At 68.8% G+C, this 23,786-nt stretch carries 22 protein-coding genes, 1 pseudogene and 1 riboswitch; of the genes and pseudogenes, 11 read left to right on the top strand and 12 right to left on the bottom strand.

Annotated elements, in window-relative coordinates; translation table 11 throughout:
* Positions 1 to 60: 60 nt before the first annotated feature.
* Positions 61 to 633: a hypothetical protein gene (locus tag A5781_RS05025; protein ID WP_067202172.1), complete on the bottom strand. Its 573-nt coding sequence runs from the start codon at positions 631 to 633 to the stop codon at positions 61 to 63.
* 86 nt (positions 634 to 719) lie between these two features.
* Here A5781_RS05025 and A5781_RS05020 point away from each other — a divergent pair, with 86 nt between their 5' ends.
* Positions 720 to 1,088 (top strand): hypothetical protein, encoded by a 369-nt coding sequence (locus A5781_RS05020; protein WP_067202144.1) that lies wholly within the window; start codon positions 720 to 722, stop codon positions 1,086 to 1,088.
* Between the two features lie 229 nt (positions 1,089 to 1,317).
* Positions 1,318 to 2,817 (top strand): peptidase, encoded by a 1,500-nt coding sequence (locus A5781_RS05015; protein WP_156624398.1) that lies wholly within the window; start codon positions 1,318 to 1,320, stop codon positions 2,815 to 2,817.
* Between the two features lie 16 nt (positions 2,818 to 2,833).
* Here the strand turns inward: A5781_RS05015 and A5781_RS05010 are convergent, their stop codons facing one another.
* From A5781_RS05010 to thiC, 5 genes are all read right to left on the bottom strand, one after another.
* Positions 2,834 to 3,703 carry an LLM class F420-dependent oxidoreductase gene (locus A5781_RS05010; RefSeq protein ID WP_067202141.1) on the bottom strand — a complete coding sequence of 290 codons (870 nt, stop codon included), beginning with the start codon at positions 3,701 to 3,703 and terminating at the stop codon, positions 2,834 to 2,836.
* 19 nt (positions 3,704 to 3,722) lie between these two features.
* Positions 3,723 to 4,157: a MarR family winged helix-turn-helix transcriptional regulator gene (locus tag A5781_RS05005; protein WP_067202138.1), complete on the bottom strand. Its 435-nt coding sequence runs from the start codon at positions 4,155 to 4,157 to the stop codon at positions 3,723 to 3,725.
* Positions 4,158 to 4,189: 32 nt separating this feature from the next.
* Complete coding sequence (locus A5781_RS05000) at positions 4,190 to 4,822, bottom strand: alpha/beta family hydrolase (RefSeq protein ID WP_067202135.1); 633 nt, start codon at positions 4,820 to 4,822, stop codon at positions 4,190 to 4,192.
* A gap of 76 nt (positions 4,823 to 4,898) precedes the next feature.
* Positions 4,899 to 5,726 carry a bifunctional hydroxymethylpyrimidine kinase/phosphomethylpyrimidine kinase gene (gene thiD / locus A5781_RS04995; RefSeq protein ID WP_067202131.1) on the bottom strand — a complete coding sequence of 276 codons (828 nt, stop codon included), beginning with the start codon at positions 5,724 to 5,726 and terminating at the stop codon, positions 4,899 to 4,901.
* Complete coding sequence (gene thiC / locus A5781_RS04990; RefSeq protein WP_067202127.1) at positions 5,723 to 7,369, bottom strand: phosphomethylpyrimidine synthase ThiC; 1,647 nt, start codon at positions 7,367 to 7,369, stop codon at positions 5,723 to 5,725. The genes thiD and thiC overlap by 4 nt, the downstream gene beginning before the upstream one ends.
* Positions 7,362 to 7,472: riboswitch (TPP riboswitch) on the bottom strand. Its footprint overlaps the gene before it by 8 nt.
* A 165-nt stretch (positions 7,473 to 7,637) precedes the next feature.
* Between thiC and A5781_RS04985 the strand changes: the two genes are divergently transcribed.
* The 3 genes from A5781_RS04985 to A5781_RS04975 all read left to right on the top strand — a co-directional run bounded on the left by A5781_RS04985 (position 7,638) and on the right by A5781_RS04975 (position 12,586).
* Positions 7,638 to 8,288 (top strand): PAS and ANTAR domain-containing protein, encoded by a 651-nt coding sequence (locus A5781_RS04985; RefSeq protein WP_067202165.1) that lies wholly within the window; start codon positions 7,638 to 7,640, stop codon positions 8,286 to 8,288.
* Positions 8,289 to 8,384: 96 nt separating this feature from the next.
* Positions 8,385 to 8,747, top strand: coding sequence for an STAS domain-containing protein (locus A5781_RS04980; RefSeq protein WP_067202124.1), 363 nt, complete (start codon positions 8,385 to 8,387; stop codon positions 8,745 to 8,747).
* Positions 8,744 to 12,586, top strand: coding sequence for a SpoIIE family protein phosphatase (locus A5781_RS04975; protein WP_067202121.1), 3,843 nt, complete (start codon positions 8,744 to 8,746; stop codon positions 12,584 to 12,586). The genes A5781_RS04980 and A5781_RS04975 overlap by 4 nt, the downstream gene beginning before the upstream one ends.
* A 7-nt stretch (positions 12,587 to 12,593) precedes the next feature.
* Here A5781_RS04975 and A5781_RS04970 read toward each other — a convergent pair whose 3' ends face one another.
* The gene (locus tag A5781_RS04970) at positions 12,594 to 12,869 is read right to left on the bottom strand and encodes a hypothetical protein (protein WP_156622531.1); all 276 of its coding nucleotides are present in this window, start codon (positions 12,867 to 12,869) and stop codon (positions 12,594 to 12,596) included.
* 63 nt (positions 12,870 to 12,932) lie between these two features.
* On the opposite strand from A5781_RS04970, the pseudogene A5781_RS26415 reads away from it, so the two are divergent.
* Positions 12,933 to 13,010, top strand: a pseudogene (locus A5781_RS26415) (hypothetical protein); the annotation flags it as partial.
* On the opposite strand, the gene A5781_RS04965 reads toward A5781_RS26415, so the two are convergent.
* From A5781_RS04965 to A5781_RS04945, 5 genes are all read right to left on the bottom strand, one after another.
* Positions 12,976 to 17,379, bottom strand: coding sequence for a cation-translocating P-type ATPase (locus A5781_RS04965; protein ID WP_156624396.1), 4,404 nt, complete (start codon positions 17,377 to 17,379; stop codon positions 12,976 to 12,978). The pseudogene A5781_RS26415 and the gene A5781_RS04965 overlap by 35 nt on opposite strands.
* 50 nt (positions 17,380 to 17,429) lie before the next feature.
* Positions 17,430 to 17,879, bottom strand: a complete 450-nt coding sequence (locus A5781_RS04960) for a hypothetical protein (RefSeq protein ID WP_067202112.1) — start codon at positions 17,877 to 17,879, stop codon at positions 17,430 to 17,432.
* 214 nt (positions 17,880 to 18,093) lie between these two features.
* Positions 18,094 to 18,900, bottom strand: a complete 807-nt coding sequence (locus A5781_RS04955) for an exodeoxyribonuclease III (protein WP_067202109.1) — start codon at positions 18,898 to 18,900, stop codon at positions 18,094 to 18,096.
* Between the two features lie 2 nt (positions 18,901 to 18,902).
* Entirely contained in the window at positions 18,903 to 19,682 is a 780-nt protein-coding gene (locus A5781_RS04950) for a GCN5 family acetyltransferase (RefSeq protein WP_067202106.1), read from the bottom strand.
* On the bottom strand, positions 19,682 to 20,275 hold the full coding sequence (locus A5781_RS04945; protein WP_067202103.1) for a peptide deformylase: 594 nt from the start codon (positions 20,273 to 20,275) through the stop codon (positions 19,682 to 19,684). The genes A5781_RS04950 and A5781_RS04945 overlap by 1 nt, the downstream gene beginning before the upstream one ends.
* A 202-nt stretch (positions 20,276 to 20,477) precedes the next feature.
* Here A5781_RS04945 and A5781_RS04940 point away from each other — a divergent pair, with 202 nt between their 5' ends.
* Genes A5781_RS04940 through A5781_RS04920 form a run of 5 tightly spaced genes read left to right on the top strand, consistent with a single transcriptional unit; the run spans position 20,478 to position 23,772 of the window.
* Positions 20,478 to 20,786 (top strand): DUF3263 domain-containing protein, encoded by a 309-nt coding sequence (locus A5781_RS04940; RefSeq protein ID WP_007167558.1) that lies wholly within the window; start codon positions 20,478 to 20,480, stop codon positions 20,784 to 20,786.
* A gap of 18 nt (positions 20,787 to 20,804) precedes the next feature.
* On the top strand, positions 20,805 to 21,278 hold the full coding sequence (locus A5781_RS04935) for a LytR C-terminal domain-containing protein (RefSeq protein ID WP_067202100.1): 474 nt from the start codon (positions 20,805 to 20,807) through the stop codon (positions 21,276 to 21,278).
* 28 nt (positions 21,279 to 21,306) lie between these two features.
* Positions 21,307 to 22,026, top strand: a complete 720-nt coding sequence (locus A5781_RS04930; RefSeq protein WP_067202096.1) for a superoxide dismutase family protein — start codon at positions 21,307 to 21,309, stop codon at positions 22,024 to 22,026.
* The gene (locus A5781_RS04925) at positions 22,016 to 23,146 is read left to right on the top strand and encodes a glutamate--cysteine ligase (RefSeq protein ID WP_067202093.1); all 1,131 of its coding nucleotides are present in this window, start codon (positions 22,016 to 22,018) and stop codon (positions 23,144 to 23,146) included. Before A5781_RS04930 ends, A5781_RS04925 begins: the two co-directional genes overlap by 11 nt.
* The gene (locus A5781_RS04920; protein ID WP_067202090.1) at positions 23,146 to 23,772 is read left to right on the top strand and encodes an LON peptidase substrate-binding domain-containing protein; all 627 of its coding nucleotides are present in this window, start codon (positions 23,146 to 23,148) and stop codon (positions 23,770 to 23,772) included. Before A5781_RS04925 ends, A5781_RS04920 begins: the two co-directional genes overlap by 1 nt.
* Positions 23,773 to 23,786: the final 14 nt, after the last annotated feature.

Below are 23,786 nucleotides of genomic sequence, written 5' to 3'. Positions count from 1 at the left end.
AGATGTGTATAAGAGACAGCCCCCAGACGACGAACCCCCACCCTTCTAAGGCGTTGGGCGTCAAGGCCTGCGAGGGCCCATCATTCGTCCGCAGCCCATCCCGCCCGGACCCATCATCTGTTGCATCATGGCCGGCATCCCGTCCCGCACGAAACCGGTGACCTCGCGCGCGTGCGCACGGATGACATCGGTGAGGGCCGGATCGTCGGCGGTCTCCTCGGCGATCACGCCTTTCGGCGTGAATGTGAGCTGCCGCCGGTAGCCGCCGGCACGACGGAAAAGGGTCGGCAGGCTTTGGCTCGTGCAACGGATTTCGGTTCCCTGATCGAGGTGGGCGTACATGCTCGAAACATGCTCTTGCAGTTGAGCAGTCAGGTCTGGCGATGTCGATTCGGTGGTGGTGCGAACACCGCCGGGAATGTCCTCGACGATGCGGTCGATTTCGCCGTGCCGCATGAACATCTCCATGTAGCGGCTCATGTCCATATGGCCGGCGCCCATGAAACCGCCCCCGTCCGTGAGGCGGATAGCCGTCGAAGGAGGCCGAAAGACGCGGGGACGCAGATGTGCCAGACCCAGGATGCTGCCCGCGCCGAGCGCGGCAAGGGCCGCCCGCCGAGTCAGTCCAGCCATCCGGCAAGCCGACCACATAGGTAACGCCCATTCTAGGGCCAATGGTCCCTACCCCCCGTGGGTATATTCGTGCCATCTTTTGGGGCATGACGCAAAATCCTGAATCCAGCGTCGGACCGACCACCGTGACCGGCCTCCCCGGGGACGGGCATCGATTCGGCGCGCACAGTCGGCTGAATCAAGTGGTCGCGTGGGTGGTCATCGTCGCCGGCGTCGTCTTCGTCGTCGCGGTGATCTTCTTTACGGGCCTCTTCTTGGGCGCGGCCGCGGGTGACCGTTACGGCTGGCACCACGGCTACGGCGGCGGGCGTGGCGGCACCTGCCCGATGATGAGCCCCGGCGGCATGATGGGGCCCGGCGGCATGATGGGGCCCGGCATGATGGGGCCCGGCGGAGTGGGTCCGGGTGGTTCGATGGGACCTCAGCAAACGCCCACGCCGACGCCGCGCCCCTAGCGCACGCGCCAGGGCGCGCCCTTTGAAGGCGCCCTGGTGTTCGCTCGTCCGAATATGAAACTTGCCCGGCGTCTGCCGTTCCGCAACGGGCAAGCCGTCCGCAACCCCGCGCTGCTGTCGCCGGGGCTGGCGTTGAACCGCGGCCTTCATTCGGACTGTCAGGGTTAGCCAAGCGCTCTAGAATGAGACCCTTTGGTGCTGCCCTGTAGCCGGTCGGGATGAGGTTGGTATGAATAGCCCTGCGCGCAATCGACGTCAGCTGGCCGGTGGCCGTCCGCGCAGGGCGGCCGCCTTGCTGCGGGCGGCCTTCAGTTGCGCAGCGGCGGCAATCGTGGTGGCCGGGTGCGCATCCTTCGTCGACGGACGGGCGCTGTCGATGCTCAACGACCCGTTCCGGGTGGGCGGCCTGCCCGCGACCAACGGCCCCAGCGGGATCCGCTCGAACGCACCCGCTCCCACCGGCACGGTCGTCAATACCGACAACGGCGAGATCGACAAGCTGGCGTTGCTATCGGTCAACGACATCGAGGAGTATTGGAAGTCGGTCTATAGCCAATCGTTGAAAGGCGACTTCGTCCCGGTTGGCAAGATGGTGTCGTATAACTCCAACCAACCGTCCAGCCCCATCGTTTGCCACAACGACACCTATAAACTCGTCAACGCCTTCTTCACGTCGCGCTGCAACTTGATCGCCTGGGACCGCGGGGTGTTCATGCCCGTCGCGCAACGGTATTTCGGCGACATGTCCGTCAACGGCGTGCTGGCCCACGAATTCGGCCACGCCTTGCAGACCATGGCGAAGCTGGTGACCAGACGCGATCCCACGATCGTGCGCGAGCAGCAGGCCGACTGCTTCGCGGGCGTCTACCTGTTCTGGGTCGCCGACGGTAAATCGCCGCGGTTCACGCTGAGCACCGCCGATGGCCTGGACCACGTGCTGGCGGGGATCATCACCACCCGGGACCCGGTGATGGACAGCGACACCGAGAACGACGACGAACACGGGTCGGCCCTGGACCGGATCAGCGCGTTCCAAATGGGTTTCATCGACGGCGCCTCGGCCTGCGCGGCGATCGACAAGAAGGAGATCAGCCAGCGTCGCGGCGACCTGCCCAACGCCCTGCGCGTCGACAACAGCACCGGGAACCCGGAAACCGGTGAGGTCCAGATCGACCAGGACACCCTGTCGACGCTGATGGAACTCTTGGGAAAGGTGTTCTCCCCGAAGAATCCGCCGGCATTGTCCTACCAGGCCGCCGATTGCCCGGACGCCAAGGCCAGCCCGCCGGCGTCCTACTGCCCGGCCACCAACACGATTGTGATCGATCTGCCGAAGCTGGCGGCGATGGGAAAGGTCGCCGACGAGAACGAACAAACGCTGCCGCAGGGCGACGACACCGCGCTCTCGGCCGTGATGTCGCGGTACGCGCTGGCCGTGCAGCACGAACGCGAGCTGGCCATGCAAAGCCCGTGGACCGCGCTACGCACGGCGTGCCTGACGGGCGTGGTGCATCGCAAGATGGCCGAACCCATCGAACTGTCGTCGCAGAAGCAGCTGCTGCTGACGGCCGGCGATCTCGACGAAGCGGTCGCCGGGTTGCTCACCAACCACCTCGTCGCGAGTGACGCGGACGGCACCAGCGTGCCGGCCGGTTTCACCCGGATAGCGGCGTTCCGCGGCGGCGTGACCGGCAACATGGACGCGTGCTTCTCCCGCTATCCGGGATGACCGAAAGCCTGCGCTGTCAACCGATCTGGGCGAGCTTGGGTATCACTTCGTCACCGAGCCGGCGGATGAAGCCGACCGGATCGGGGTTGCCGGGGAAAGGCCCGGCATTGACCATCTCTACGCCGAGTTCGCCGTAGCGCTCGACGGTCTTGAAGTAGCCATCGAGGTCGTCGAAGGGATTGACGAAAAAGCCCACCGTCTTGCGGATTTCGCTCGGGTCTCGGCCGACCGCGTCACAATGGCGGTTCAGCACCTCGATCTTGTGCTCGAGCGTGTCGGGGTCGCTGGCGGTGCTGTTCCAGACGTCGGCGTACTGCGCCACCAGGCGCAGCGTCTTCTTCTCGCCGTCGCCGCCGATCAGAATGGGAGGGCGCCGGATCGGTTGCGGCTCACAGATTGTCTCCGCCAACTGGTAATGCTTGCCCTGGTAGGGCCCGTTGTCCTCGCTCCACATCTGCCTGCAGATCTGCAGCGTCTCTTCGAGCATCTCGAAGCGCTGACTCACCGGCGGATAGGGAAAGCCGAGGGCGGCGTGCTCACGGTCGTACCAGGCGGCGCCGAGCCCCAGCATCGAGCGGCCCTGCGACAAGACGTCCAGTGTGGTGACCGCCTTGGCCAACAAGCCCGGATAGCGATAAGTGACCCCCGTGACCAGCAGGCTCAGCTCGATCTTGGTCGTCTGCCCGGCCAAGAAACCCAGCGACGTATAGCCCTCGAGGAACGGGTCCTCGGCGGGTCCCATGGCCTCCATCTGGAAGAAGTGGTCGGCGAGCGTGAACAGCGTCGCCCCGCCCTGCTCGGCGGCCTTGGCCGCATCGGCCAGCGTCGGACCCAGTGCCGCCGGGTCGCCGGGTAGAAAATCGATGAAGTGCAGTCCTACTTCCATTGCAGCCCTTGCCCTTTCATTATTCGGTCAAGCGCTCGAGCAGCGTTAGCGCGTCGAGGATGACGCGACGTTCGCGTTCGGAATACCGCTCGTGGATGGCGCGTGCCAGCCACTCCTCCCGTACCTGTCGGTTACTCTCGGCGCGCCGCCGACCCGCCGCAGTCAGCGAAATCAGTTGCCGCCGCCCGTCTTCAGGGTCGGGCGTGCGCTCGATGAGCCCCCGCTGCCCGAGGGCGGCCACTATCGTGGCCATGGACTGTGGACGTACCCGTTCGGCTGAAGCCAGGACGCTCGCCGATGAGGCGCCCTCTTTCCAAAGCCGGTTGAGCACCGCGGTCTGTGAGGGGGTCAAGTCGCTGTCGGTGGCGAGGTCCCTCAACTGGCGTCGCAGCCGACTGAACATCACCCGCAGGTCGCGGGCTGCCGCAGCCGCTGACTCGGCGATTCCGTCCACAAAATCAGTCTAAACTGATAAGTCCAAACTGTCTAATTGCGTCCGAGCAGCTGCAGGGCGGCGTCGACGGCCAGCGCCGCCACGTTCAGCGTCTTGGAGCGCAGATCGTGTCGCGCGCCGGCGATCTCGACGACGGCGGTCGTACCGGTGACCAGCGCGGCGGCGACGCGCAGTTCGTCGGGCGTGCCGAAGGGATCCGACGTCCCGTGCGTGAACACGGTTGGCACCCTGATGTCGGGCAGGTGTTCGGTGCGGGTCCGCTCCGGCTTCCCCGGGGGATGCACCGGATACGAGAACAGCGTCAACATGTCCACTTCGATAGGCGATGCCTCGCGGGCGGCCACCACCATGGACGTCTGCCTACCACCATAGGAATGCCCGCCGGCGATCAATGGGCCGTCGGCGAGGCCGCGGCACAGCGTGATCGCCTCGACGATCCCGGCGCGGTCGGCGGCGGCCGAGCCGGACGGCGGTCCGGTGGGACGGCGCCGACGGTAGGGCAGGTTGTACCGGACGGCGAGCCAGCCGCGCCGCGCCCATTCGTCGCAAACCTGCTGCAGGAGCGGGGAATCCCGGTTGCCGCCGGCCCCATGGGTCAGCACCACCACCCCGGCGGGCGGCCCGTCGGGTTCGTGTGCGATGCCCGCGATCTGGTCGAGGTTCATGATGCGCCCGCTGACGATGCGGTCCGGAACGGACCGAGGTGGGGGCACCACCCGGTTGCGGGGGAAAGGCGGGCAATCATGACAGCCGGAACAAGGGGGACACGGGGCCGTGGCCATGGCCCAACGGATAGGAGGCGCGCAAGCATTCGGTGACCCATCGCTTCCCGAACCCGACCGCGTCGGGCACGGTGAAGCCGTGCGCCAGCGCGCAGGCGATGGCCGTGGCCAGCGTGTCGCCGCCGCCGTGGTCGTTGCCGCCGGGCAACCGTTCCGAATCGAATTCGTAGCAGGAGGCGCCGTCGTAAAGCAGGTCGCAGCTGCGGTCGGATGACCGCAGGTGTCCGCCCTTGACCAGCGCCCAACGCGGTCCCAGCGCGTGCAGCGCCTTGGCGGCCGCCCGCTGTGACTCCGCGTCCACCACATCGATGCCCACCAGCAGTCGCACCTCATCGAGGTTCGGCGTGACCAGGGTGGCTAACGGAAACAGTTGTGAGCGAAGGGCATCCAGGGCGGACGCCTCCAGCAGTGCGTCGCCGTGCATGGATGCGCACACCGGATCGACGACGAGCGGCACCGTCAACCCCAGCCGCTGCCACGTGTCGGCCACCGCGGCGATGATCGGAGACGACGCAAGCATCCCGGTCTTGGCGGCCTGGACGCCGATGTCGGTGACCACCGCCTCGATCTGATCGGCGACGACGTCGGGAGGAACCTCGTGAAACCCCTTGACGCCCACCGTGTTCTGCACGGTGACCGCGGAAACCGCCACGCAGGCATGCACGCCCAGCAGCGCCATGGTGCGCATGTCGGCCTGAATTCCCGCGCCACCCCCCGAGTCGGATCCGGCGATGGACAGCACCCGCAGCGGCGTGGTGCCCGGCGGAGCCAGCGGGAGGTAGCTCACTGGGTGATCGGCAGGTACACCCGCTTGCCGTGCTCGGCGAACTCGCGCGACTTCTCGGCCATGCCCTCGCTCATGACGGCCTCGATCGCCTCCTCGCTGTCGAGTCCGTGCTCCGCAGCGTAGGCCCGAACGTCGGCGGTGATCCGCATGGAGCAGAACTTGGGCCCGCACATCGAGCAGAAGTGCGCCGTCTTGGCGGGTTCGGCCGGCAGGGTCTCGTCGTGGAATTCCCTTGCCGTGTCGGGATCCAACGACAACGCGAACTGGTCGTTCCAGCGGAACTCGAACCGCGCGGTCGAAAGGGCGTCGTCGCGCTCTTGGGCGCGCGGATGCCCCTTCGCCAGGTCCGCGGAGTGGGCGGCGATCTTGTAGGCGATCACACCGTCCTTGACGTCCTTGCGGTCCGGCAGCCCCAGGTGTTCCTTGGGCGTCACGTAGCACAGCATCGCGGTGCCGGCCTGGGCGATGATCGCCGCGCCGATCGCCGAGGTGATGTGGTCGTAGGCCGGAGCGATGTCGGTGGCCAGCGGACCCAGCGTGTAGAACGGGGCCTCCTCGCACAGCTCCTCTTCCAGCCGCACGTTCTCGACGATCTTGTGCATCGGGACGTGTCCCGGTCCCTCGATCATCACCTGCGCGCCACGGGCTTTCGCGATCTTCGTCAACTCGCCCAGGGTGCGCAGCTCGGCGAACTGCGCGGCGTCGTTGGCGTCGGCGATCGACCCCGGCCGCAGCCCGTCACCGAGCGAGAAGGTGACGTCGTAGCGGGCGAAGATGTCGCAGAGCTCCTCGAAGTTGGTGTAGAGGAACGACTCCCGGTGATGAGCCAGGCACCAGGCCGCCATGATGGACCCGCCGCGGGACACGATGCCGGTGACCCGCTTGGCGGTCAGCGGCACGTACCGCAGCAGCACGCCGGCGTGCACGGTCATGTAGTCCACGCCCTGCTCGCACTGCTCGATCACGGTGTCGCGGTAGATCTCCCACGTCAGTTCCGTCGGGTCGCCCTTCACCTTTTCCAGCGCCTGGTAGATGGGCACGGTGCCGACCGGGACGGGGGAGTTGCGCAGGATCCACTCGCGGGTTTCGTGGATGTTCTTGCCGGTGGACAGGTCCATGATGGTGTCGGCGCCCCAGCGGGTGGCCCACACCATCTTGTCGACCTCCTCGGCGATCGAGGACGTGACCGCGGAGTTGCCGATGTTGGCGTTGACCTTCACCGCGAAGGCCTTGCCGATGATCATCGGTTCGATCTCGGGGTGGTTGTGGTTGGCGGGGATCACCGCGCGGCCGCGGGCGACCTCGTCGCGCACCAGCTCGGCGGGCACGTCCTCGCGGGCGGCGATGTATGCCATCTCCGCGGTGATCTCGCCGGCCCGGGCCCGCTGCAGCTGGGTGCCGCGGTCGCGGACGACGCCCGGCCGAGCCGGCAGCCCGGCCGTCAGGTCGATGACCGCTTCCGCGTCGGTGTAGGGGCCGGAGGTGTCGTAGAGGTCGAAATGGTCCCCGGTGGACAGGTGCACGCGCCGGAACGGGACGCGTGCGCCGGGGAACCCCTCGACGTCGCGGTAGGCCTTGCTGCTGCCTGCGATGGGTCCCGTGGTGACGGAAGCCTCGACGGCTTGGGAAAGGACATCGGTCATTTTTTCATCTCCCTACGCCGGCATTACCCGGTCAGGTTCGTACGGTCGACGGCCCCGAGCCGTCCTCTCAGCGCATTCGGCGTGCGCTCCCGCGTTTTTGGATGGTCCGCACGCGACGTTACCCCCACCTCGGACCTCCTGGCACGTGGGCGGGCCTTTTTGGTCAGGGCGGTAGCCGGTGTGATCCCCCGAGTGCGAGGATGCAAACGTGCACGAGCAAGGGGAAACGGACGGGCCGACACCCGACGCGTCCTGCAGCGGCCCACAGCTGAGCCCGGTCGAGGCCGTCGCCCGCTATCTCAACGTCGGCGCCTTCCGGTTCTGGTTCATCGGTGAGCGCTGGGAGTGGTCCGACGAGGTGGCCAGGATGCACGGCTACGAACCGGGCACCGTCGAGCCCACGACGAAGCTGTTGTTGTCGCACAAGCACCCCGACGACCGTCGGCACGTCCAGGAGGTGCTCGACTACGCCCTGCAGTCGGCGGAGTCCTTCTCCAGTCGGCACCGGTTCCTCGACACTTCCGGCAAAGTGCACGACGCGATCGTCGTGGCCGACCGCATGCACGACGAGTCGGGCGCCGTGGTGGGCACCGCGGGCTATTACATAGACCTCACCAACACCTTCGACGAGACCCGGCAAGAGGTGCTCGACGAGGCCCTCCCGGACCTCTTCGAAAACCGCGCGGCGATCGAGCAGGCCAAGGGCGTGCTGATGTTCGTCTACCGGGTCAGCGCCGAGCAGGCCTTCCGCGTGCTGCAATGGCGCTCGCAAGAGACCAACGTGAAGCTGCGCGCGCTGGCCCGGCAACTGCTGACCGAGGTGACTACCATCGAGGGCTCGACCGCAACTCTGCAGAGTCAGTTCGATCATCTGCTGCTGACCGTGCATGAACGGATATCCGCCGAGTCTGCCGGATAACCCGAGGAATACGCGAACGCGGCGGCCCGCAAACAGTTAGTGTTCCTGGACACTCCGAACGGCGCATCCCGCGCATTCGGTCGACTGTGAAAGGCACTGGAGTTGTTGGCGGTGGAACATGAGTCTCTCGAAGGTGCGGTCGTCGTGCGGGTTACGGGCGCCGTCGACTCCAGTACCGTCGATGAGGTAACCGCTCACCTGACCGCCGCGCTCAAACTGGCCGAGACTCACCCGGCCCGGCTGGTCGTCGTCGACCTGCAAGCCGTCGACTTCTTCGGGAGCGCGGCGTTGAATGCCGTGCTCGACTGCCACGACGAAGGCAAGGAAGCCGGGACGGCCGTCCGCCTGGTCGCGAACAACGACCAAGTGCTTCGTCCGATCGAGGTGACCGAACTGGATCGGATCTTCGACATCTACCCGACGCTGCCCGAGGCTCTGCAGCACAAGCGACAGCAATGAACCGGACGCTGCCGGCCGACTTGGCGGCTGCGGTGGAACTGGGCGGTGAGATGGGCCGCCGCTTCGCCGAATTCGACTGGGACAACCATCCTTTGGGGTCGCCGCGGGACTGGTCGGCCGAGGTGCGGGCGGCCGTGGCGATCGCTCTGACCTCGCGGTTCCCCATCGTGCTCTGGTTAGGGCCGGAAAATTTGTTCTTGATGTACAACGACGGCTACGCGCAGATCCTGGGGGACAAGCACCCGGCGGCCCTGGGTTGCCCCGCGGAGCAGGTGTGGTGGGAGATCTGGGAGCAGATCTCCCCGATGCTCACCAGCGTGATGGACACCGGCGTCGCGACCTGGTCCGACGACCTCATGCTGCCGCTCATCACGGGTGGTCAGTCCCAGGAGCGGTATTTCACCTTCACCTACAGCCCCATCATCGGCGGCGACGGTGCGGTGACCGCCGTTTTCTGCCCGGTGATCGAAACGACCGACCGGGTGTTGAGTGAGCGTCGGCTCCACCTGCTCAACGCGGTGGCGACCGCCGTGATGGACGCGCACGCCATCGACGACGCGGTGAGCAGCACCGTCGCGGTATGCGATGCGCAGCCGCTGGACTTGCCGTTCATTGCCGTCTACGTGGCGGACGACGAGGCGGCGCGCGACAGCACACTGCGGGGGGCCACGCCGTCGATCCTGCCGCTGCTGCCCCGCTCGCTGTCCGAGCTCAGGGGTTGGGACACGACGCCACGTGCCCGTGCCGCGCGGGTCATCGACCGGCTCGATGACGTAATCCCGGGCATCACAGAGCGTTTCGGCGAGAACTCTCCCCGGCAGGCCCTGGTGTTGCCGCTGGGAGAAACCTCGAACGCCGGGGCGGTGGTGATCGGGGTCAGTCCGCGGCGTCCCCTAGATTCGATGTACCGCGGGTTCTGCCAACTGCTGGCCGACCAGCTGTCCGCGGCGTTCGCCTCCGCCGTCTCCTACGAACAGCAGCGACGCCGGGCCGACGCGCTGGCCGAATTGGACCGCGTGAAAACGGCTTTCCTGACCAACGTCAGCCACGAGTTCCGCACGCCCCTGACGCTGCTGCTCGGGCCCCTCGACGATGCGCTGTCCGAGGCGGCGCCGGGAAGCGCATTGGCGGACCGGCTGAGCACGGCGGCCCGCAACGCGCGGCGCCTGCAGCGCCTGGTGGACTCGCTGCTCGACTTCTCCCGCATCGAGGCCGGCCGCGCGAACGCGAAGTTCGCGTGTACCGACGTCGGCGCGCTGACCGCCCACATAGCATCGTCTTTCACCGAACTGTGCCACCGGGCGGGGCTCGATCTCGTGATGAATTGCTCCCCGGTGCTGGCCGACGTCGACCCGGGCATGTGGGAGACGATCGTCCTGAACCTCCTGTCGAATGCGGTCAAATACACTCTGCGGGGATCGATTTCGGTCGAGGTGCGGGCCGAACCCGCGCACTGCGTCGTCACCATGCGCGACACCGGAGTGGGGATCGCCGCCGAGGACTTGGACCGCCTGTTCGAGCGCTTCTACCGGGCCGACAACCTTCGCGGCCGCAGCGTGGAGGGCACCGGCATCGGGCTCTCGCTGGTGCGCGGGCTTGTCGAGCTGCACAGCGGAACCGTGCAGATCGACAGCGAATTGGACTGCGGCACAACGGTAACCATCCGGCTGCCGCAATCTGCCGGCACGGCGGCCGATCAGTCACTCGCCGGCCCGCTGGACGAGACCAACCCGTACGTGGCGGAGGCCCGCCAATGGCTGGCGCCGATTCCGGAACGCGACTCGTCGGCGGCCGCGGCCGAGGGGTCTCGACAGTTGGTGTTGATCGCCGACGACAACGCCGACATGCGGGACCATCTCGACCGGGTGCTGTCGCCCCACTGGGAGACGGTCCTTGCCGCAGACGGCGAGTCGGCGCTGGCGGCGACCCGAAGCCTGCGCCCGGACGCGGTCGTCACCGATGTCATGATGCCGGGCGTCGACGGCTTCGGACTGGTGGCGGCCATCCGGGCGGACCCCGAATTGGCGGCGACGCCGGTCCTCATGCTGTCCGCCCGGGCCGGCGCGGAGGCGGTCGACGAGGGCTATGCCGGTGGGGCCGACGACTACCTCCCCAAGCCGTTCCGATCCCAGGAGCTGATCGACCGGGTGAAGTCGAGGCTGTCCGCGGTGGCCCGCGAGCGCGACCGCCAGCGGCGGGCGGCGGCCTCCGATCTGGTGCCCCTCGACTCCGCTCTGCAGGCCACCGACTCGATCGCCGGGATCATGGATGCCTTGCTGGAGTCGCCATTCGGCTCGGCCGATGCCGCCGCCGTCACGATCGGCGTCCTCGACGGCGAACGCCACATCCGGTTCGAATACGCCGGCGACCTACCCGGCGAATTGCGCGACCGCTACCACGTGACCGAGCTCGACTCGCCGGTGGTCGGGGCCGACGTCGTGCGCACCGGCGAGCCGATGGTCATCACGGACACGTTCGACCTGCCTCCGCGCTACCAGCACGCGGTGCAGGACACCGCCGACAGCGTTCGGGCCTGCGTCGCCCATCCGTTGCGGGATCACACGGGCCGCGTCATCGGCGTGCTGGGTCTGCTGTGGTCAGCGCCGCGTCAGTTCGACGCCGCCGAACTCGACGCGTTCAGCCGCATGGCCGAGCTGACGTCCTCGGCGTTGGACCGGGTTCGCGTCATGGCGCGCGAACACCGCATCGCCGTCGACTTCCAGGAGCATCTGCTGGATCTGGACCGGGGCTCGACCGCCGCGGTGGTGGCCGCCGTTTACCAGCCCGCCGGTGAGGCGATGCGTGTCGGCGGCGACTGGTATTCGGTTACCCCGCTGGATCGCGCCGGCCGGGTCGGGATATCGGTGGGCGACGTCGTCGGACACGGGTTGGCCGCCGCGATCGTGATGAGCAGGCTGCGCGCCGCGGTGGCCGCCTCGGCCCTCACCGCGGGCGAACCGGGCGCGGTGCTGGGGGCGCTGGACCGATACGGGGCCAGCGTCGCGGGCGCGCGCTGCGCGACGGTGGCCTATGCGCTCGTCGAGACCGAACCGGACACCGGTTGCGCCACCGTCCGGTACAGCTGCGCCGGCCACCCCTATCCGCTGCTGGTCTTTCCCGACCATCGCGCGGTGTTCCTGAGGTCCGGGCGGCGTCTGCCGGTGGCCATCAAGGAACACCATGCCGAGAGCTATCCCTCCGATGCCACCGCGACGGCGAATCTGCCACCGGGAAGCCTGATCCTGCTCTATACCGACGGGCTCATCGAGCGCGCCGGCGAGCCGCTCGACGACGGGCTCAGCCGCCTGAAGGCCGCGGCCGCGGAATGCGTCGACCTTCCGGTCGAGGCGGTCTGTGCCGAGCTGCTGTCCCGGATGGCCCCGCCCGCCGGCTACCGCGACGACGTCGTCGTGCTCGCGTTGCGGCCGAGCCACGATTCCCCGCGCAGCTTCGCCACCGTGGTGACGGCCGCGCCGGGGCAGATTCCCGTGGCGCGCGAGCGGTTACACAAATGGCTGGCCGGCATCAACGTCGACCCGAAGCGCGAAATGGACATCCTGCTGGCGACCGGCGAGGCCGTGACCAATGCGATCGAGCACGGCAGCGAAGGCGAGCCGCGCCGAACGGTGTCGGTGGAGGCCTTCCTGCGCCGGCAGACGGTCGCGGTCACGGTCAGCGACACCGGGCGGTGGGTGGGCGATTCCTCGGCCAGCCTGCGCAGCCGGCGGCGCGGCCGGGGTCTGACCCTGATCGGCGGGCTGGCCGATCACGTCGACACGCTTCGCACCGCGGGGGGCACCCGGGTCACGCTGCGGTTCGACCATGTCGGGACCGCTTGACCCGCTATCAGGCCTCTTCCATCGCCTCGCCGAGCTCTTCGAGGAGCTTGTTGTGGTGGTTGCTGGCCAGGAGGTGTCCGGCGGCGATCACCACGGCCACCGGCCAATCGATGAGTTCGAGCGCCGCCAGGGCGGCCAGGCCCCCGAAGTAGGCCAGCTGCTCGGGGCGGGGAATCTCCATCTGACCGAGCACCGGAAGGTTGACGTGGAACGTTTCGCCTTCGCGGATCTTTTGCACCGCATCGCGCTGCGATGTCCCCCTACGTGACTTCTTTTCCGCCATCATTTGCCTTTCGGTAACGAAGGGTTTGCCGACTCGCCGGGTGGCGGGACCACCGTCGGACCTATGTCGACGATGACCGACACCGGGGGCGATCCGCTAGTTTCCTCTATTGCTCTGGTGCTGAAGGTGCCGTTACTGGAACTCTATGCGCTGCTATGGCGGGCCGGGGTCGTCGAGGTTCGCGCACCGCAGCGGGTGCATCGGCCGCTTTGTCCGGACCCGTCAGCGCACGATTCGCAACGCCGATCGCGACGGTCGCCGCGGCAGCTGATCCCAGCCCCTGCGCCCAGCCGACTGGACCCAGCGGTGTGCAGCCGAGCAACTGGCTGACCACCGGGATGCTGATCAGCGTCCCCATCGCCGCGAGCGAGCCCACCGCGGTGAGCACCACCAGCGGGGCATGTGAATCCAGCAGCGTTTGACCCAGCTCGGCGCCCACCAGGGCGACCAGCGCGACCGTAGAGGCGCGCTGCGGGCGACCGGTGACGCTTCCCATCGCCCACGCCGCCGTCGTCGCGGCCGCCGTGGTGACGCCGCGGATGGCGACGGCACGCCACAACGCGGGCTGATCGGGGCCCCGGATACCCGGGTCGACCGGCCCGCTGGGCTTGCTCACCGCGAGGGCCGCGGCCGGCAGCGCGTCGGTCATCATGTTCACCAGGAGCAGCTGCCGCGTGTTCAGCGGCGAGGTCCCGGTGATCGCGCTGCCGACGATGGCGAACAACACCTCGCCGGCGTTGCCCCCGAGCAGCACGGACACGGCGGCCTGCACCCGCTGCCAGAGTTGGCGGCCCTCCTCGATGGCGTGCAGCAGGCCCTCTATGCGGGCGTCGACCAGCACCACGTCGGCCGCCATGTGCGCGGGGTCGCTGCCGCCTGCGACGACCCCGATGCCGACGGTGGCGGCCCGGATGGCGGCGGCATCGTTGGCCCCGTCGCCGACCATGGCGGTGCGCACGCCCGCGCTTTCGAGCGTCTGAACGACCTGGACCTTGTTCTCCGGTGTCATCCGGGCGAAGATCACCCGCTCGGTCACGACGTGTTCCTGATCCTTGCGCGACATCGCATCCCATTCGGCGCCGCTGATCACCTGTTCGGCCGTCACGCTCAGCCCGAGCTCCTCGGCGATGGCTTTGGCGGTGATCGGATGGTCCCCGGTGATCAGCTTGACGCCCACCGAAAGCCGGCGCAGGTCCGCGAGCAGGCCGGCCGCTTCGGCGCGGGGGGTGTCGGACAAACCCAGGAACCCGGTCAGGGTCAGCCCGTCCCGGGCGAAATCGGCGATGTCGTCGGGCTCCCGCTGGATGGCCGCCGCCTGGGCGGGGCTCAGCTGCCGCCGTGCCACCGCTATCACCCGCAGGCCGCTGCCGGCCATCTCAGCGACCGTCTCCTCCAGGGTCGGGCTCACGTTGCCGCAGGCCGCCAGCACCACTTCGGGCGCACCCTTGACGGCCAGCTCGGTGTCCGTCACGGACGCGGAGAACGACCGGCCGGAGCGGAACGGCAGGTGCGCGACGGGTGCGTTCGAGTTGTGCCCATTGAGGGACGGGGCGGCCGCGGCGGCCTCGACGATGGCGACGTCGGTGGCGTGCACGTGCGGTCCGCCGTTGGACGCCGGCGCGGCGTGCGCGGCGCAGCGCAGTACCTCTTCGCGCGACGTTCCCGGCGCCGCAACGATCTCGGCCACCCGCAGCCGGTTCTGGCTGAGCGTTCCGGTCTTGTCGAAGCAGACGACGTCGATGCGGCCGAGCGCCTCCACCGAACGCGGAACGCGCACCAGCGCGCCGAACTTCGTCAGTCGCCGCGCCGACGCCGCTTGCGCCAGGGTCGCCACCAACGGCATTCCCTCGGGAACCGCCGCGACGGCGATGGCGATGCCGCTGGCGACCGCCTGGCGCAACACCGAGCCCCGCAACAGCCCCAGCACGCTGACCAGCGCGCCGCCCGTCATGCTGACCGGGAAGGCCCGGTTGGTGAGCTGGCTGAGCTGATGCTGCAGACCGATGTCCGACGACAGGTCGCCGGACACCAGCTCGGCGGCGCGGCGTTCCTGCGTGTCTGCCCCGACCGCGGTCACCACCGCCACCGCGGTGCCCGCCACCATGGTCGTCCCGGCGTACAGCATGCAGCGGCGCTCGGCGAGGGCGGCGCCGGGCGTCGGCTCGACCTGCTTCTCCACCGACAGCGATTCACCGGTCAGCGTCGACTCGTCGACCTCGACGTCGACCTCCTCGATGATCCGGGCGTCGGCCGGCACCACCTCGTGGGTGCGCACCTCGATGACGTCGCCGGGCTGCAGCTGCGCCGCGATGACGTCGCCGTACACCCGATCCCCGGCGCCATCGGACATCACCTTGCGGGCCGGTGGGATTTGTTGTGCCAGTAGGTGATTGAGCCGGTTTTCGGCGCGCAGCCGCTGGCTGGCCGCGAGCATGGAGTTTCCGGCCAGCACCGAGAAGACCAAGACGGCGTCGACCGGCGAACCGAGCACGGCGCTGGCCGCCGAGCCGAGCGCCAACACGGGGGTCAGCGGGTCGGTGAGCTCGGCGCGAACGGCGGTCACGAACTGCAGGAAGGCGTGCGCGCGCGTCTCCGGGCGCGGGGCGCCGAGGGCGGCCGGCGCGAGTTGCCTCCGATCGCCGGCCGGCTCCGAGTCGGGCGGCGGCAACGCCCGGCGGACATGCTCGACCGCCATCGCGTGCCATTCCTGCACGGGGGCCGGGCGCGGGGTGTCCGCCTTGAGGATGCCACGCGCCAACAGATATCCCGACATCAGGCCGGCCGCCGCGCCGCTGGTCACCGGCCCGCGCCCGATGCCGCGGACACCGGGGATCATCAGCAACGAGCCCATCGCCGTCGCGCCGGCCGAGATCCCGACGCCGCGTTGGGCGGCGGCCCGGGCCGCCGGGAGCGCGTGCAGCACCCGCCAAGCGGCCGCCAGGTCGGGCAGCAGCAGGTCGGCGTACCACGGCGGCGGACCGGCCCCGGGCTCGGGCATCATGCCCAGCGCCACGTCGGCCGACCAAATCGCTTGTGCCCCAGGCGATGACAGCACGGCGACCGTGCGGCCCGCCTCCTGCAGATCCGCCACGGCGCGGGCCAGGGCGTCGTCGATGGATCCCCGCTGCAGCGGCCTGATCTCGTCGAACGCGGGGCGCAACTCGCCCAGCGAATCGTCCTCGACCGAAACCAATTCGGATCCCGTCCGGTGCGCCTCGGCGACAACGGCCGACGCCAACGGATCGTGCGTGAAGCAGAAAAGGGCCTCCACTTTGGCAGTGGGCTCACTGGCCGAGATTCCGGGCACCGGGTGCCAGCCCGGCCGCAACCGATTCTTCTCCAGCAGCAGCTGGGCGCGCGACCACGCCGCGGACAGCTCGGCTTCCCGCGCGCCGCGGATGAGCGACACCCGCAAGCTCTTGGTGCACAGCGCCCGCGGGTCGATGACGATCGCATCCACCCGGTCCAGGCGGCGCAGCGCCTCCGGACGCAACGAGAGGACCGCGTGCCGGTCGGCCAGCCCCTGGCCGAGCGCCGCCGCGAAGGCCTCGGGCGTGGTGCGGTTGGCCGCGGGGGTGGTCACCAGGACGGCCAGGGCCGCCTGGTGCAGGTTGCGGGTGGTGGCGCCGACGACCCCGGCGCTGATCGCCTGGACGAGCGCGAATCGGTCGCCGTGGTGATCGTCGGGGCGGCCGCGCGGCGGCTTCGACCCCGCCGACGCGTCAGTGTGCGGGTGATCGGCGTGACCGGCCAGCTGCGGTTCGTGCTGGACCCAGGCCCGCGCCTCGGCGCGGCATTCGGCGGCTTTCAGCGACTGCATCAACAGGCCCACCGACAGCGACGCGGGAGACAGCGTGAGGGTTTCCGCGGTCGTCACCGCCAGGGCAAGCACAGTGTCGGTCGCGGGCCGGCCGATGCGATCCTCGAGCAGGCGGCGCAGCCGCGGTTGGTAGTCGACGGCCACCACGGCCGCCAGAACACCAATGGGCATCCGGGGCCAGCGCAGTGCCCGCCCGGTCAGCGCTATGCCGAGTCCGGCCGCGCTGGCGGCCGCCGTGGCGGTCCGGGTCGCCAGCACCACACCATCGCCCGGCAGACTCGTCGGGGGCGGCACCGGCCTCACGACTTTTTTTGGGGCGCAATGCTCCTCGGCGGCTTCGACGATGTGGCACAGCTCGCGCAGCGACGTGTCCGCGTCGCCGATGGTGACCACCACACGCGACAGCGGGTAGTTCAGGGCCGCCGACGTGATCCCGGGATGGGCCAGCACCGCGTCGAGCACCGCGCGTCCGAGCTCACCGTCTTGGGCGCCGTCCAGCCCACGCACCTCGATCCAGGCGCGCTCCTCACCGCGCCAGCACCGCCGGCTCAGGGTTAACGGTATGTCTTGGGGCAGTTCGCCCGCGATCGCCCGCGCGCCCTCGCGCAGGGGAATCGCGGCGATGGTGATGCTTGCCTCGACGAGCGAGGTGGTCGCCTGGACGCCCGTCGCGACGGCGCGCACCGGCATGGAACGTCGTATCGCGGTCGCAATGCTCAAAGCGTTTGGGGGCAGTCCCGTTAGTTGGTGCTACGCAACTGGGTGCTGCCGGCCCGGCGTCCGGCGGCCTTCTTGGCCGTCGACTTGCCGGCCGCTTTCTGCGGTGCCGCCTTCTGCGGAGCGGCCTTCTGCGGCGCCGGCTCCACCGGTACCGCCTTGAGGCTCGCCTTGGCCGGCTCCCGCTTGCGGCTCAGCCGTTGCAGCAAAAGGGCGCTGCCGCCGACCGCCAGCAGCACCGGCCACTCGACCAGTCCCGCGACGCCCAGCGCGCCGAAGGCCACCGCGGCAGCCGGCGCCGAGTGGCTGCCGCTGCTCATTCCCTTTTTGACGCCCTCGGCGGCTCCGGTGACACCGCCGATGACTCCGTTGACCGCCGCACCACCCACAGCGCCGGCGGCCGCGGTGGTCGTGGTCGCCGCGCGACTCACCGCCTGGCTCACGCCTCGTACCGCTCCGCCGATGACACTCATGCTGACTCCCTGGCTTTCTGCCTGTGCCGCGAAACTCGCGCCATCACCGAGGTATACCCGCTGAACGCTTCGTTAACGGCAAAAAAACATTGTATCTGCTTCTAACAAAAGCAAAGCCTGCCACCTTGCAAACCCGCAGACAACGAGCAGCCGCATTTAATTTGCCTGACCTTAACCTGGGTGTGTTAGCGGCGAGAATGCGCCAAAACGCCATTTAGGCATGGCTAATGTCGATCAGCACCGGTGCGTGATCGCTGGCGGCCTTTCCCTTGCGTTCCTCCCGGACGATCTGGGCGTCCGTCACGCGGCCGGCAAGCTCCGGGGAGGCGAGGATGAAATCGATACGCATGCCTTGCCGTTTCGGAAACCGCAATTGGGTGTAGTCCCAGTAGGTGTACACGCCCGGGCCGGGCGCGAAAGGCCTTACCACGTCGGCGAATTGCGCGTCGACGATGGCGCCGAACGCACGGCGCTCCGGCTCGGAGACGTGGGTGGCGCCGGCATAGAACTCCGTGCTCCAGACGTCGTCGTCGATCGGGGCGATGTTCCAGTCACCGGCCAGTGCGATCTGCGCGGTGGGATCGTCGCGCAACCAGCCGGCGGCCGTATCACGCAGCGCGGCAAGCCATTCCAGCTTGTAGGTGTAGTGCGGATCACCCAGCGCGCGCCCGTTGGGCACGTAGATGCTCCACACCCGGATGCCGCCGCAGGTGGCAGCCAGCGCGCGGGCCTCGGCCGTCGCGGCCACCTCCGGCTTGCTGCTCCAGGTGGGCTGGCCGTCGAAGCCGATCTGCACGTCGTCGAGACCCACTCGCGAGGCGATCGCCACGCCGTTCCACTGATTGAACCCGACATGGGCCACCTCGTAGCCGAGTTCGAAAAACGGCAGGGTGGGAAACTGCCCGTCGGAACACTTGGTCTCCTGCATGGCCAGCACGTCGACCTCGGCGCGGGCCAGCCAGTCGACGACGCGGGGCAGGCGGCTGCGGATCGAATTCACGTTCCAGGTGGCCAGCCGCATCGCTAGACCGTATCCCAGCCGAGGGAGCGGGCCGGAAAATAGCGGCGGCGATGGTGTGCCCGGAAGCCGAGCGCGGAGGCGAGCGTCATGGAATCGGTTTCCGGCACGATCAGATAGGCGCGACTCGCCCCGCGTGCCGCGGCCCAGCCCAACAGCGCCTCGCACGCCGCCGCGGTCGCCGGGTCATCGGCGGCCCTCGTGGGCGACAGCCCCACCCACCGCGTGCCGTCGGGTGCGTCGGTCACGGTCGCCCGCGCGAGCGCCAGCGCGCCGTCGGTGGCGAGTTCGACCGCTGCCGAAGCGGAGACGTCGCGGACCAGAACGCGTTCCGTGTGTTGGGCGTTCAGCCCCGGCGGCAGCGGCAACAAGCGATCCGGGATCGCCAGTCGCGGTGTCAGGCCGCGACGCTCATACCATTCCGCGATGGCCGCAACGGTACCCAGGTGCGCCGAAACATCGAGCGGCACAGCGTAATCGACCCCACCCCCGGCGCGCAGCAGCCAGCCCTCGAGCCAGGTCCGCTCTCTGCCGGGCGATGCCGCGGCGGCCGCGTGCTCGAGCGCCCGGATCTGCGAGGTGCGTACCGGCGCGTCGGTAAGCACCCGCAGCGCGACCACGTCGTCGGCGGCCACCTCGACCACCGCGCCCGTCTTGGTCCGAACCCGCACCGCCGGCTCGACCGCCAGCAGGTGGCCCACCGCATCGGTCAGCGGCGGGACCGAGCCTTTCGGGCGCCGGTAGCGAAGCGTCACCCGCGTGCCCAGGTCCGGCCACGAGAACATCAGTGGCCGAAGGGGTCCGGCCCTTCGCCGGGTAGCCATGACAGGCCCGGGACGCCCCAGCCGTGGGACTTGACGGCGCGTTTGGCGCTGCGGGCGTGGCGACCGATCAAACGGTCGAGGTACAGAAAGCCGTCCAGATGGCCGGTCTCGTGCTGCAGCATCCGCGCGAACAGGCCGGTGCCCTCGATTTCGACCGGCTTGCCGTCGGCATCCAGGCCGGTGACCCGGGCCCAGGTGGCGCGGCCGGTGGGGAACGACTCGCCGGGGACCGAGAGGCAGCCCTCGTCATCGGTGTCCGGATCCGGCATGGTCTCCGGTACCTCGGAGGTTTCCAGCACCGGGTTGACGACCACGCCGCGGCGGCGGTCGGTCCGGCCGCGGTCGTCGGCGCAGTCGTAGACGAAGACCCGCAACGCGACGCCGATCTGGTTGGCGGCCAGGCCGACTCCGTGCGCGGCGTCCATGGTGTCGTACATGTCGGCGATCAGCTTCGGCAGGTCCGCCGGCAACGACCCGTCGGCGCCGACGGGCACCGGCTGCGTCGGGGTGTGCAAGACCGGATCCCCGACGATCCGGATCGGTACGACTGCCATGGTCGGCTAAGCTACCGCACGCCCGTGCGCGCCGAAGCCGGCCATGTTCGCCCGGGCAATCTGAGGCAATCGGCCGACTCGCGGGTCTGGATGACGGCTTGAGGGTTTGCGCCGTGGTTCAATATTCGCCGAAACACGCCCTCAGGTAAGTCAAGTCATCAGAGCAGCCGAGAATTCGCCGGAAGGGTCCAGGGGAAGCTATATGGACAGCGCCATGGCGCGGGCAAATCGATCGGGGGACGATGCCGAGATCGCAGATGGCCTCACCCGCCGCGAGCACGACATCCTCGCCTTCGAACGTCAGTGGTGGAAATTCGCGGGCGTAAAAGAAGAAGCAATCAAAGAACTGTTCTCGATGTCGGCGACACGCTACTACCAGGTGCTCAACGCGCTCGTCGATCGGCCGGAGGCGCTGGCCGCCGACCCGATGCTGGTGAAGCGGTTGCGGCGGCTGCGTGCCAGCCGCCAGAAGGCGCGGGCTGCGCGGCGCCTCGGCTTCGAGGTGACCTGACTCGCTACAGTGGGCTCGATGAAAGAGCGAGTCCCCGACTCCACGGGGCTTCCCCTGCGGGCCATGGTGATGGTGCTGTTGTTCCTGGGGGTCATTTTCCTGCTGCTCGGCTGGCAGGCGCTGGGGTCGTCCGGCAGCTCCGACGAGGACTCGTCGGCCGCGGTCTCCACGTCGACCACCACCAGCTCGGCCACGCCGACGAGCACTAAGCCCGCGGGCAACCGGTCCGAGGTGCAGGTGTACAACATCTCGGCCAGGGAGGGCGTCGCCGCCCACACCAAGGATCAGCTCACGGCCGGCGGCTTCAACGTCACCAAGGTCGACAACTTGACCGTGCCGGAGGTGTCGGCCACCACGGTGTATTTCACCGACGCCGACGACGAGCACGCGACCGCCGACGCGGTGGGCAAGATCCTGGGCGCGCCGGTCGAACCCCGCATTCCCGCGCTGGCCGGCCAACCGCCCGGGGTCATCGTGCTCGTTACGGGCTGACGACCGCCGAAGCGGTTAGGCTTCCGCTATGCCTCAGCTCGCTGGTCACCGCACTGCCGCCGTCACCATGTCCGCGCTTTCCGCAGCCACTTCCGTCGCCCTGTTGGGGGCATGTTCGTCGCCCCAGCACGCCTCGTCCTCGCTGGGCACCACGCCGGCGGTTTGGACCGGATCGCCGGCGCCGTCGGGAACCGGGACCCCGGAGGGCGGGCCCGTCGCCGCGCCGTCGGGGCCGAGCATCGTCACCCACCTGAAGGCGCCCGACGGCACCCAGGTCGCGACCGCGACCTTCCAGTTCAACAACGGCTACGCCACCGTCACCATCGAGACGACGGCCAACGGGGTCCTGACGCCCGGCTTCCACGGGGTGCACATCCACAAGGCCGGCAAGTGCGAGCCCAACTCCGTCGCCCCGACCGGTGGCGCGCCGGGTGATTTCCTGTCCGCCGGCGGGCACTTCCAAGTGTCCGGGCACGCCGCCGAGCCCGCCAGCGGTGACCTGACCTCGCTCCAGGTGCGCAAGGACGGGTCGGCGATGATGATGACCACGACGGACGCCTTCGCCATGGACGACCTGGTCACCGGCGAGAAGACCGCGATCATCATTCACGCGGGCGCCGACAACTTCGCCAACATCCCGCCGGAGCGCTACAGCCAGACCAACGGAACACCGGGGCCCGACCAGATGACGATGACCACCGGTGACGCCGGCAAGCGGGTCGCGTGCGGTGTAATCGGTGCCGGCTAACAGGGCCCACGCGCGCATCGATTTCGCCCGTTCGCCGAGGCCGACCCTCGGCGTGGAGTGGGAGTTCGCGCTCGTCGACGCGCAGACCCGCGACCTGAGTAACGAGGCCACGGCGGTCATCGCCGAGATCGGCGAAAACCCGCGCGTACACAAGGAGCTGCTGCGCAACACGGTCGAAGTCGTCAGCGGTGTCTGCCATTCCACGTCGGAGGCGATGGAGGATCTGCGCGAGACCCTGGGCCCCGCGCACCGGATCGTCCGCGACCGGGGAATGGAGCTGTTCTGTGCCGGCGCACACCCGTTCGCGCAGTGGTCGACTCAGAAGCTCACCGACGCACCCCGGTACGCCGAACTGATCAAGCGCACCCAATGGTGGGGACGCCAGATGTTGATCTGGGGCGTGCACGTGCACGTCGGAATCTCCTCGGCACACAAGGTGATGCCGATCATGACGTCGTTGCTGAAGTACTACCCGCATCTGTTGGCGCTGTCGGCATCCTCGCCGTGGTGGACCGGCGTGGACACCGGGTACGCCAGCAACCGCGCGATGATGTTCCAGCAGTTGCCGACCGCCGGCCTGCCGTTCCAATTCCAGACCTGGGCGGAGTTCGAAGGCTTCGTCTACGACCAGAAGAAGACCGGCATCATCGACCATGTCGACGAGGTCCGTTGGGACATCAGGCCTTCGCCGCACCTGGGCACCATCGAGGTGCGGGTCTGTGACGGCGTGTCCAACCTGCGGGAGCTGAGCGCGCTGGTCGCGTTGACGCACTGCCTGGTGGTCGACCTGGACCGCCGGCTGGAAGCCGACGAGACGCTGCCGACCATGCCGCCGTGGCACAACCAGGAGAACAAGTGGCGCGCCGCGCGTTACGGGCTGGACGCGATCATCATCCAGGACGCCGACAGCAACGAGCGGCTGGTCACCGAGGATCTCGACGAGGTGCTGAATCGCCTTGAGCCCGTGGCAAAATCGTTGAACTGTGTCGACGAGCTGGCCGCGGTGGCCGATATCCCCAGGCGGGGCGCCTCGTACCAGCGACAGCGCCGGGTGGCCGAGGAACACGACGGCGACCTGCGGGCCGTCGTCGACGCGCTGGTGGGCGAGCTGGAGATCTGATGGAGCTGGCGATGTTCCCGCTGGAGTCGGCCCTGCTGCCCGACCAGGACCTGCCGCTGCGGATCTTCGAGCCGCGCTACGGCGCGCTGGTCCGGCACTGCCTCGACACCGGCGACCCGTTCGGCGTGGTGCTGATCTCCCGGGGCCGCGAGGTCGGCGGCGGCGACGCGCGCTGCGATGTCGGGGTGCTGTCCCGGATCACCGAATGCGCCGAACACGGCGCGGGCCGCTACTCCATGCACTGCCGGACCGGTGAACGGATCCGGGTGTCCGAATGGCTGCCCGACGATCCCTACCCGCGCGCGACCGTGACGCTGTGGCCCGACGAGCCGGGGGACCCGGTCACCCCGGCCCAGCTGCTGGAGGTCGAGAACCGGGTGATGGCGCTGTTCGAGCGGATCGCCGACGCGCGTGGCGTGGCGCTGCCGGACCGCGCGGACCTGTTGGGCCCCGCCACGGCCGACGATCCCGGACAGCGCCTGTACGCGTTGGCGTCTCGCATCCCCATCGGCACCGCCGACCGGTACACGGTGCTGTCGGCGCCGTCGGCAACCGAGCGGCTGGCCGCGCTCCGCGAGTCCGTGGCCGCGGTCGCCGAGGTGGTGGAGTTCCAGCTCTCCGAATAAGTCGACAGGGGAAT

This window comes from Mycobacterium sp. 852002-30065_SCH5024008 (assembly GCF_001665645.1).
Taxonomy (GTDB): Bacteria; Actinomycetota; Actinomycetes; order Mycobacteriales; family Mycobacteriaceae; genus Mycobacterium; species Mycobacterium paraffinicum.
Note: the sequence above shows the minus strand (reverse complement) of the source record. Positions and strands in the feature narration are given on the sequence as shown.

Coding starts and splice junctions, on each gene's coding strand:
- A5781_RS05025 (WP_067202172.1), bottom strand. CDS start 633: ATGGCTGGACTGACTCGGCGGGCGGCCCTTGCCGCGCTCGGCGCGGGC.
- A5781_RS05020 (WP_067202144.1), top strand. CDS start 720: ATGACGCAAAATCCTGAATCCAGCGTCGGACCGACCACCGTGACCGGC.
- A5781_RS05015 (WP_156624398.1), top strand. CDS start 1,318: ATGAATAGCCCTGCGCGCAATCGACGTCAGCTGGCCGGTGGCCGTCCG.
- A5781_RS05010 (WP_067202141.1), bottom strand. CDS start 3,703: ATGGAAGTAGGACTGCACTTCATCGATTTTCTACCCGGCGACCCGGCG.
- A5781_RS05000 (WP_067202135.1), bottom strand. CDS start 4,822: ATGAACCTCGACCAGATCGCGGGCATCGCACACGAACCCGACGGGCCG.
- thiC (WP_067202127.1), bottom strand. CDS start 7,369: ATGACCGATGTCCTTTCCCAAGCCGTCGAGGCTTCCGTCACCACGGGA.
- A5781_RS04975 (WP_067202121.1), top strand. CDS start 8,744: ATGAACCGGACGCTGCCGGCCGACTTGGCGGCTGCGGTGGAACTGGGC.
- A5781_RS04970 (WP_156622531.1), bottom strand. CDS start 12,869: ATGGCGGAAAAGAAGTCACGTAGGGGGACATCGCAGCGCGATGCGGTG.
- A5781_RS04965 (WP_156624396.1), bottom strand. CDS start 17,379: ATGCCGGTGCGCGCCGTCGCGACGGGCGTCCAGGCGACCACCTCGCTC.
- A5781_RS04960 (WP_067202112.1), bottom strand. CDS start 17,879: ATGAGTGTCATCGGCGGAGCGGTACGAGGCGTGAGCCAGGCGGTGAGT.
- A5781_RS04955 (WP_067202109.1), bottom strand. CDS start 18,900: ATGCGGCTGGCCACCTGGAACGTGAATTCGATCCGCAGCCGCCTGCCC.
- A5781_RS04950 (WP_067202106.1), bottom strand. CDS start 19,682: ATGTTCTCGTGGCCGGACCTGGGCACGCGGGTGACGCTTCGCTACCGG.
- A5781_RS04945 (WP_067202103.1), bottom strand. CDS start 20,275: ATGGCAGTCGTACCGATCCGGATCGTCGGGGATCCGGTCTTGCACACC.
- A5781_RS04940 (WP_007167558.1), top strand. CDS start 20,478: ATGGACAGCGCCATGGCGCGGGCAAATCGATCGGGGGACGATGCCGAG.
- A5781_RS04935 (WP_067202100.1), top strand. CDS start 20,805: ATGAAAGAGCGAGTCCCCGACTCCACGGGGCTTCCCCTGCGGGCCATG.
- A5781_RS04930 (WP_067202096.1), top strand. CDS start 21,307: ATGCCTCAGCTCGCTGGTCACCGCACTGCCGCCGTCACCATGTCCGCG.
- A5781_RS04920 (WP_067202090.1), top strand. CDS start 23,146: ATGGAGCTGGCGATGTTCCCGCTGGAGTCGGCCCTGCTGCCCGACCAG.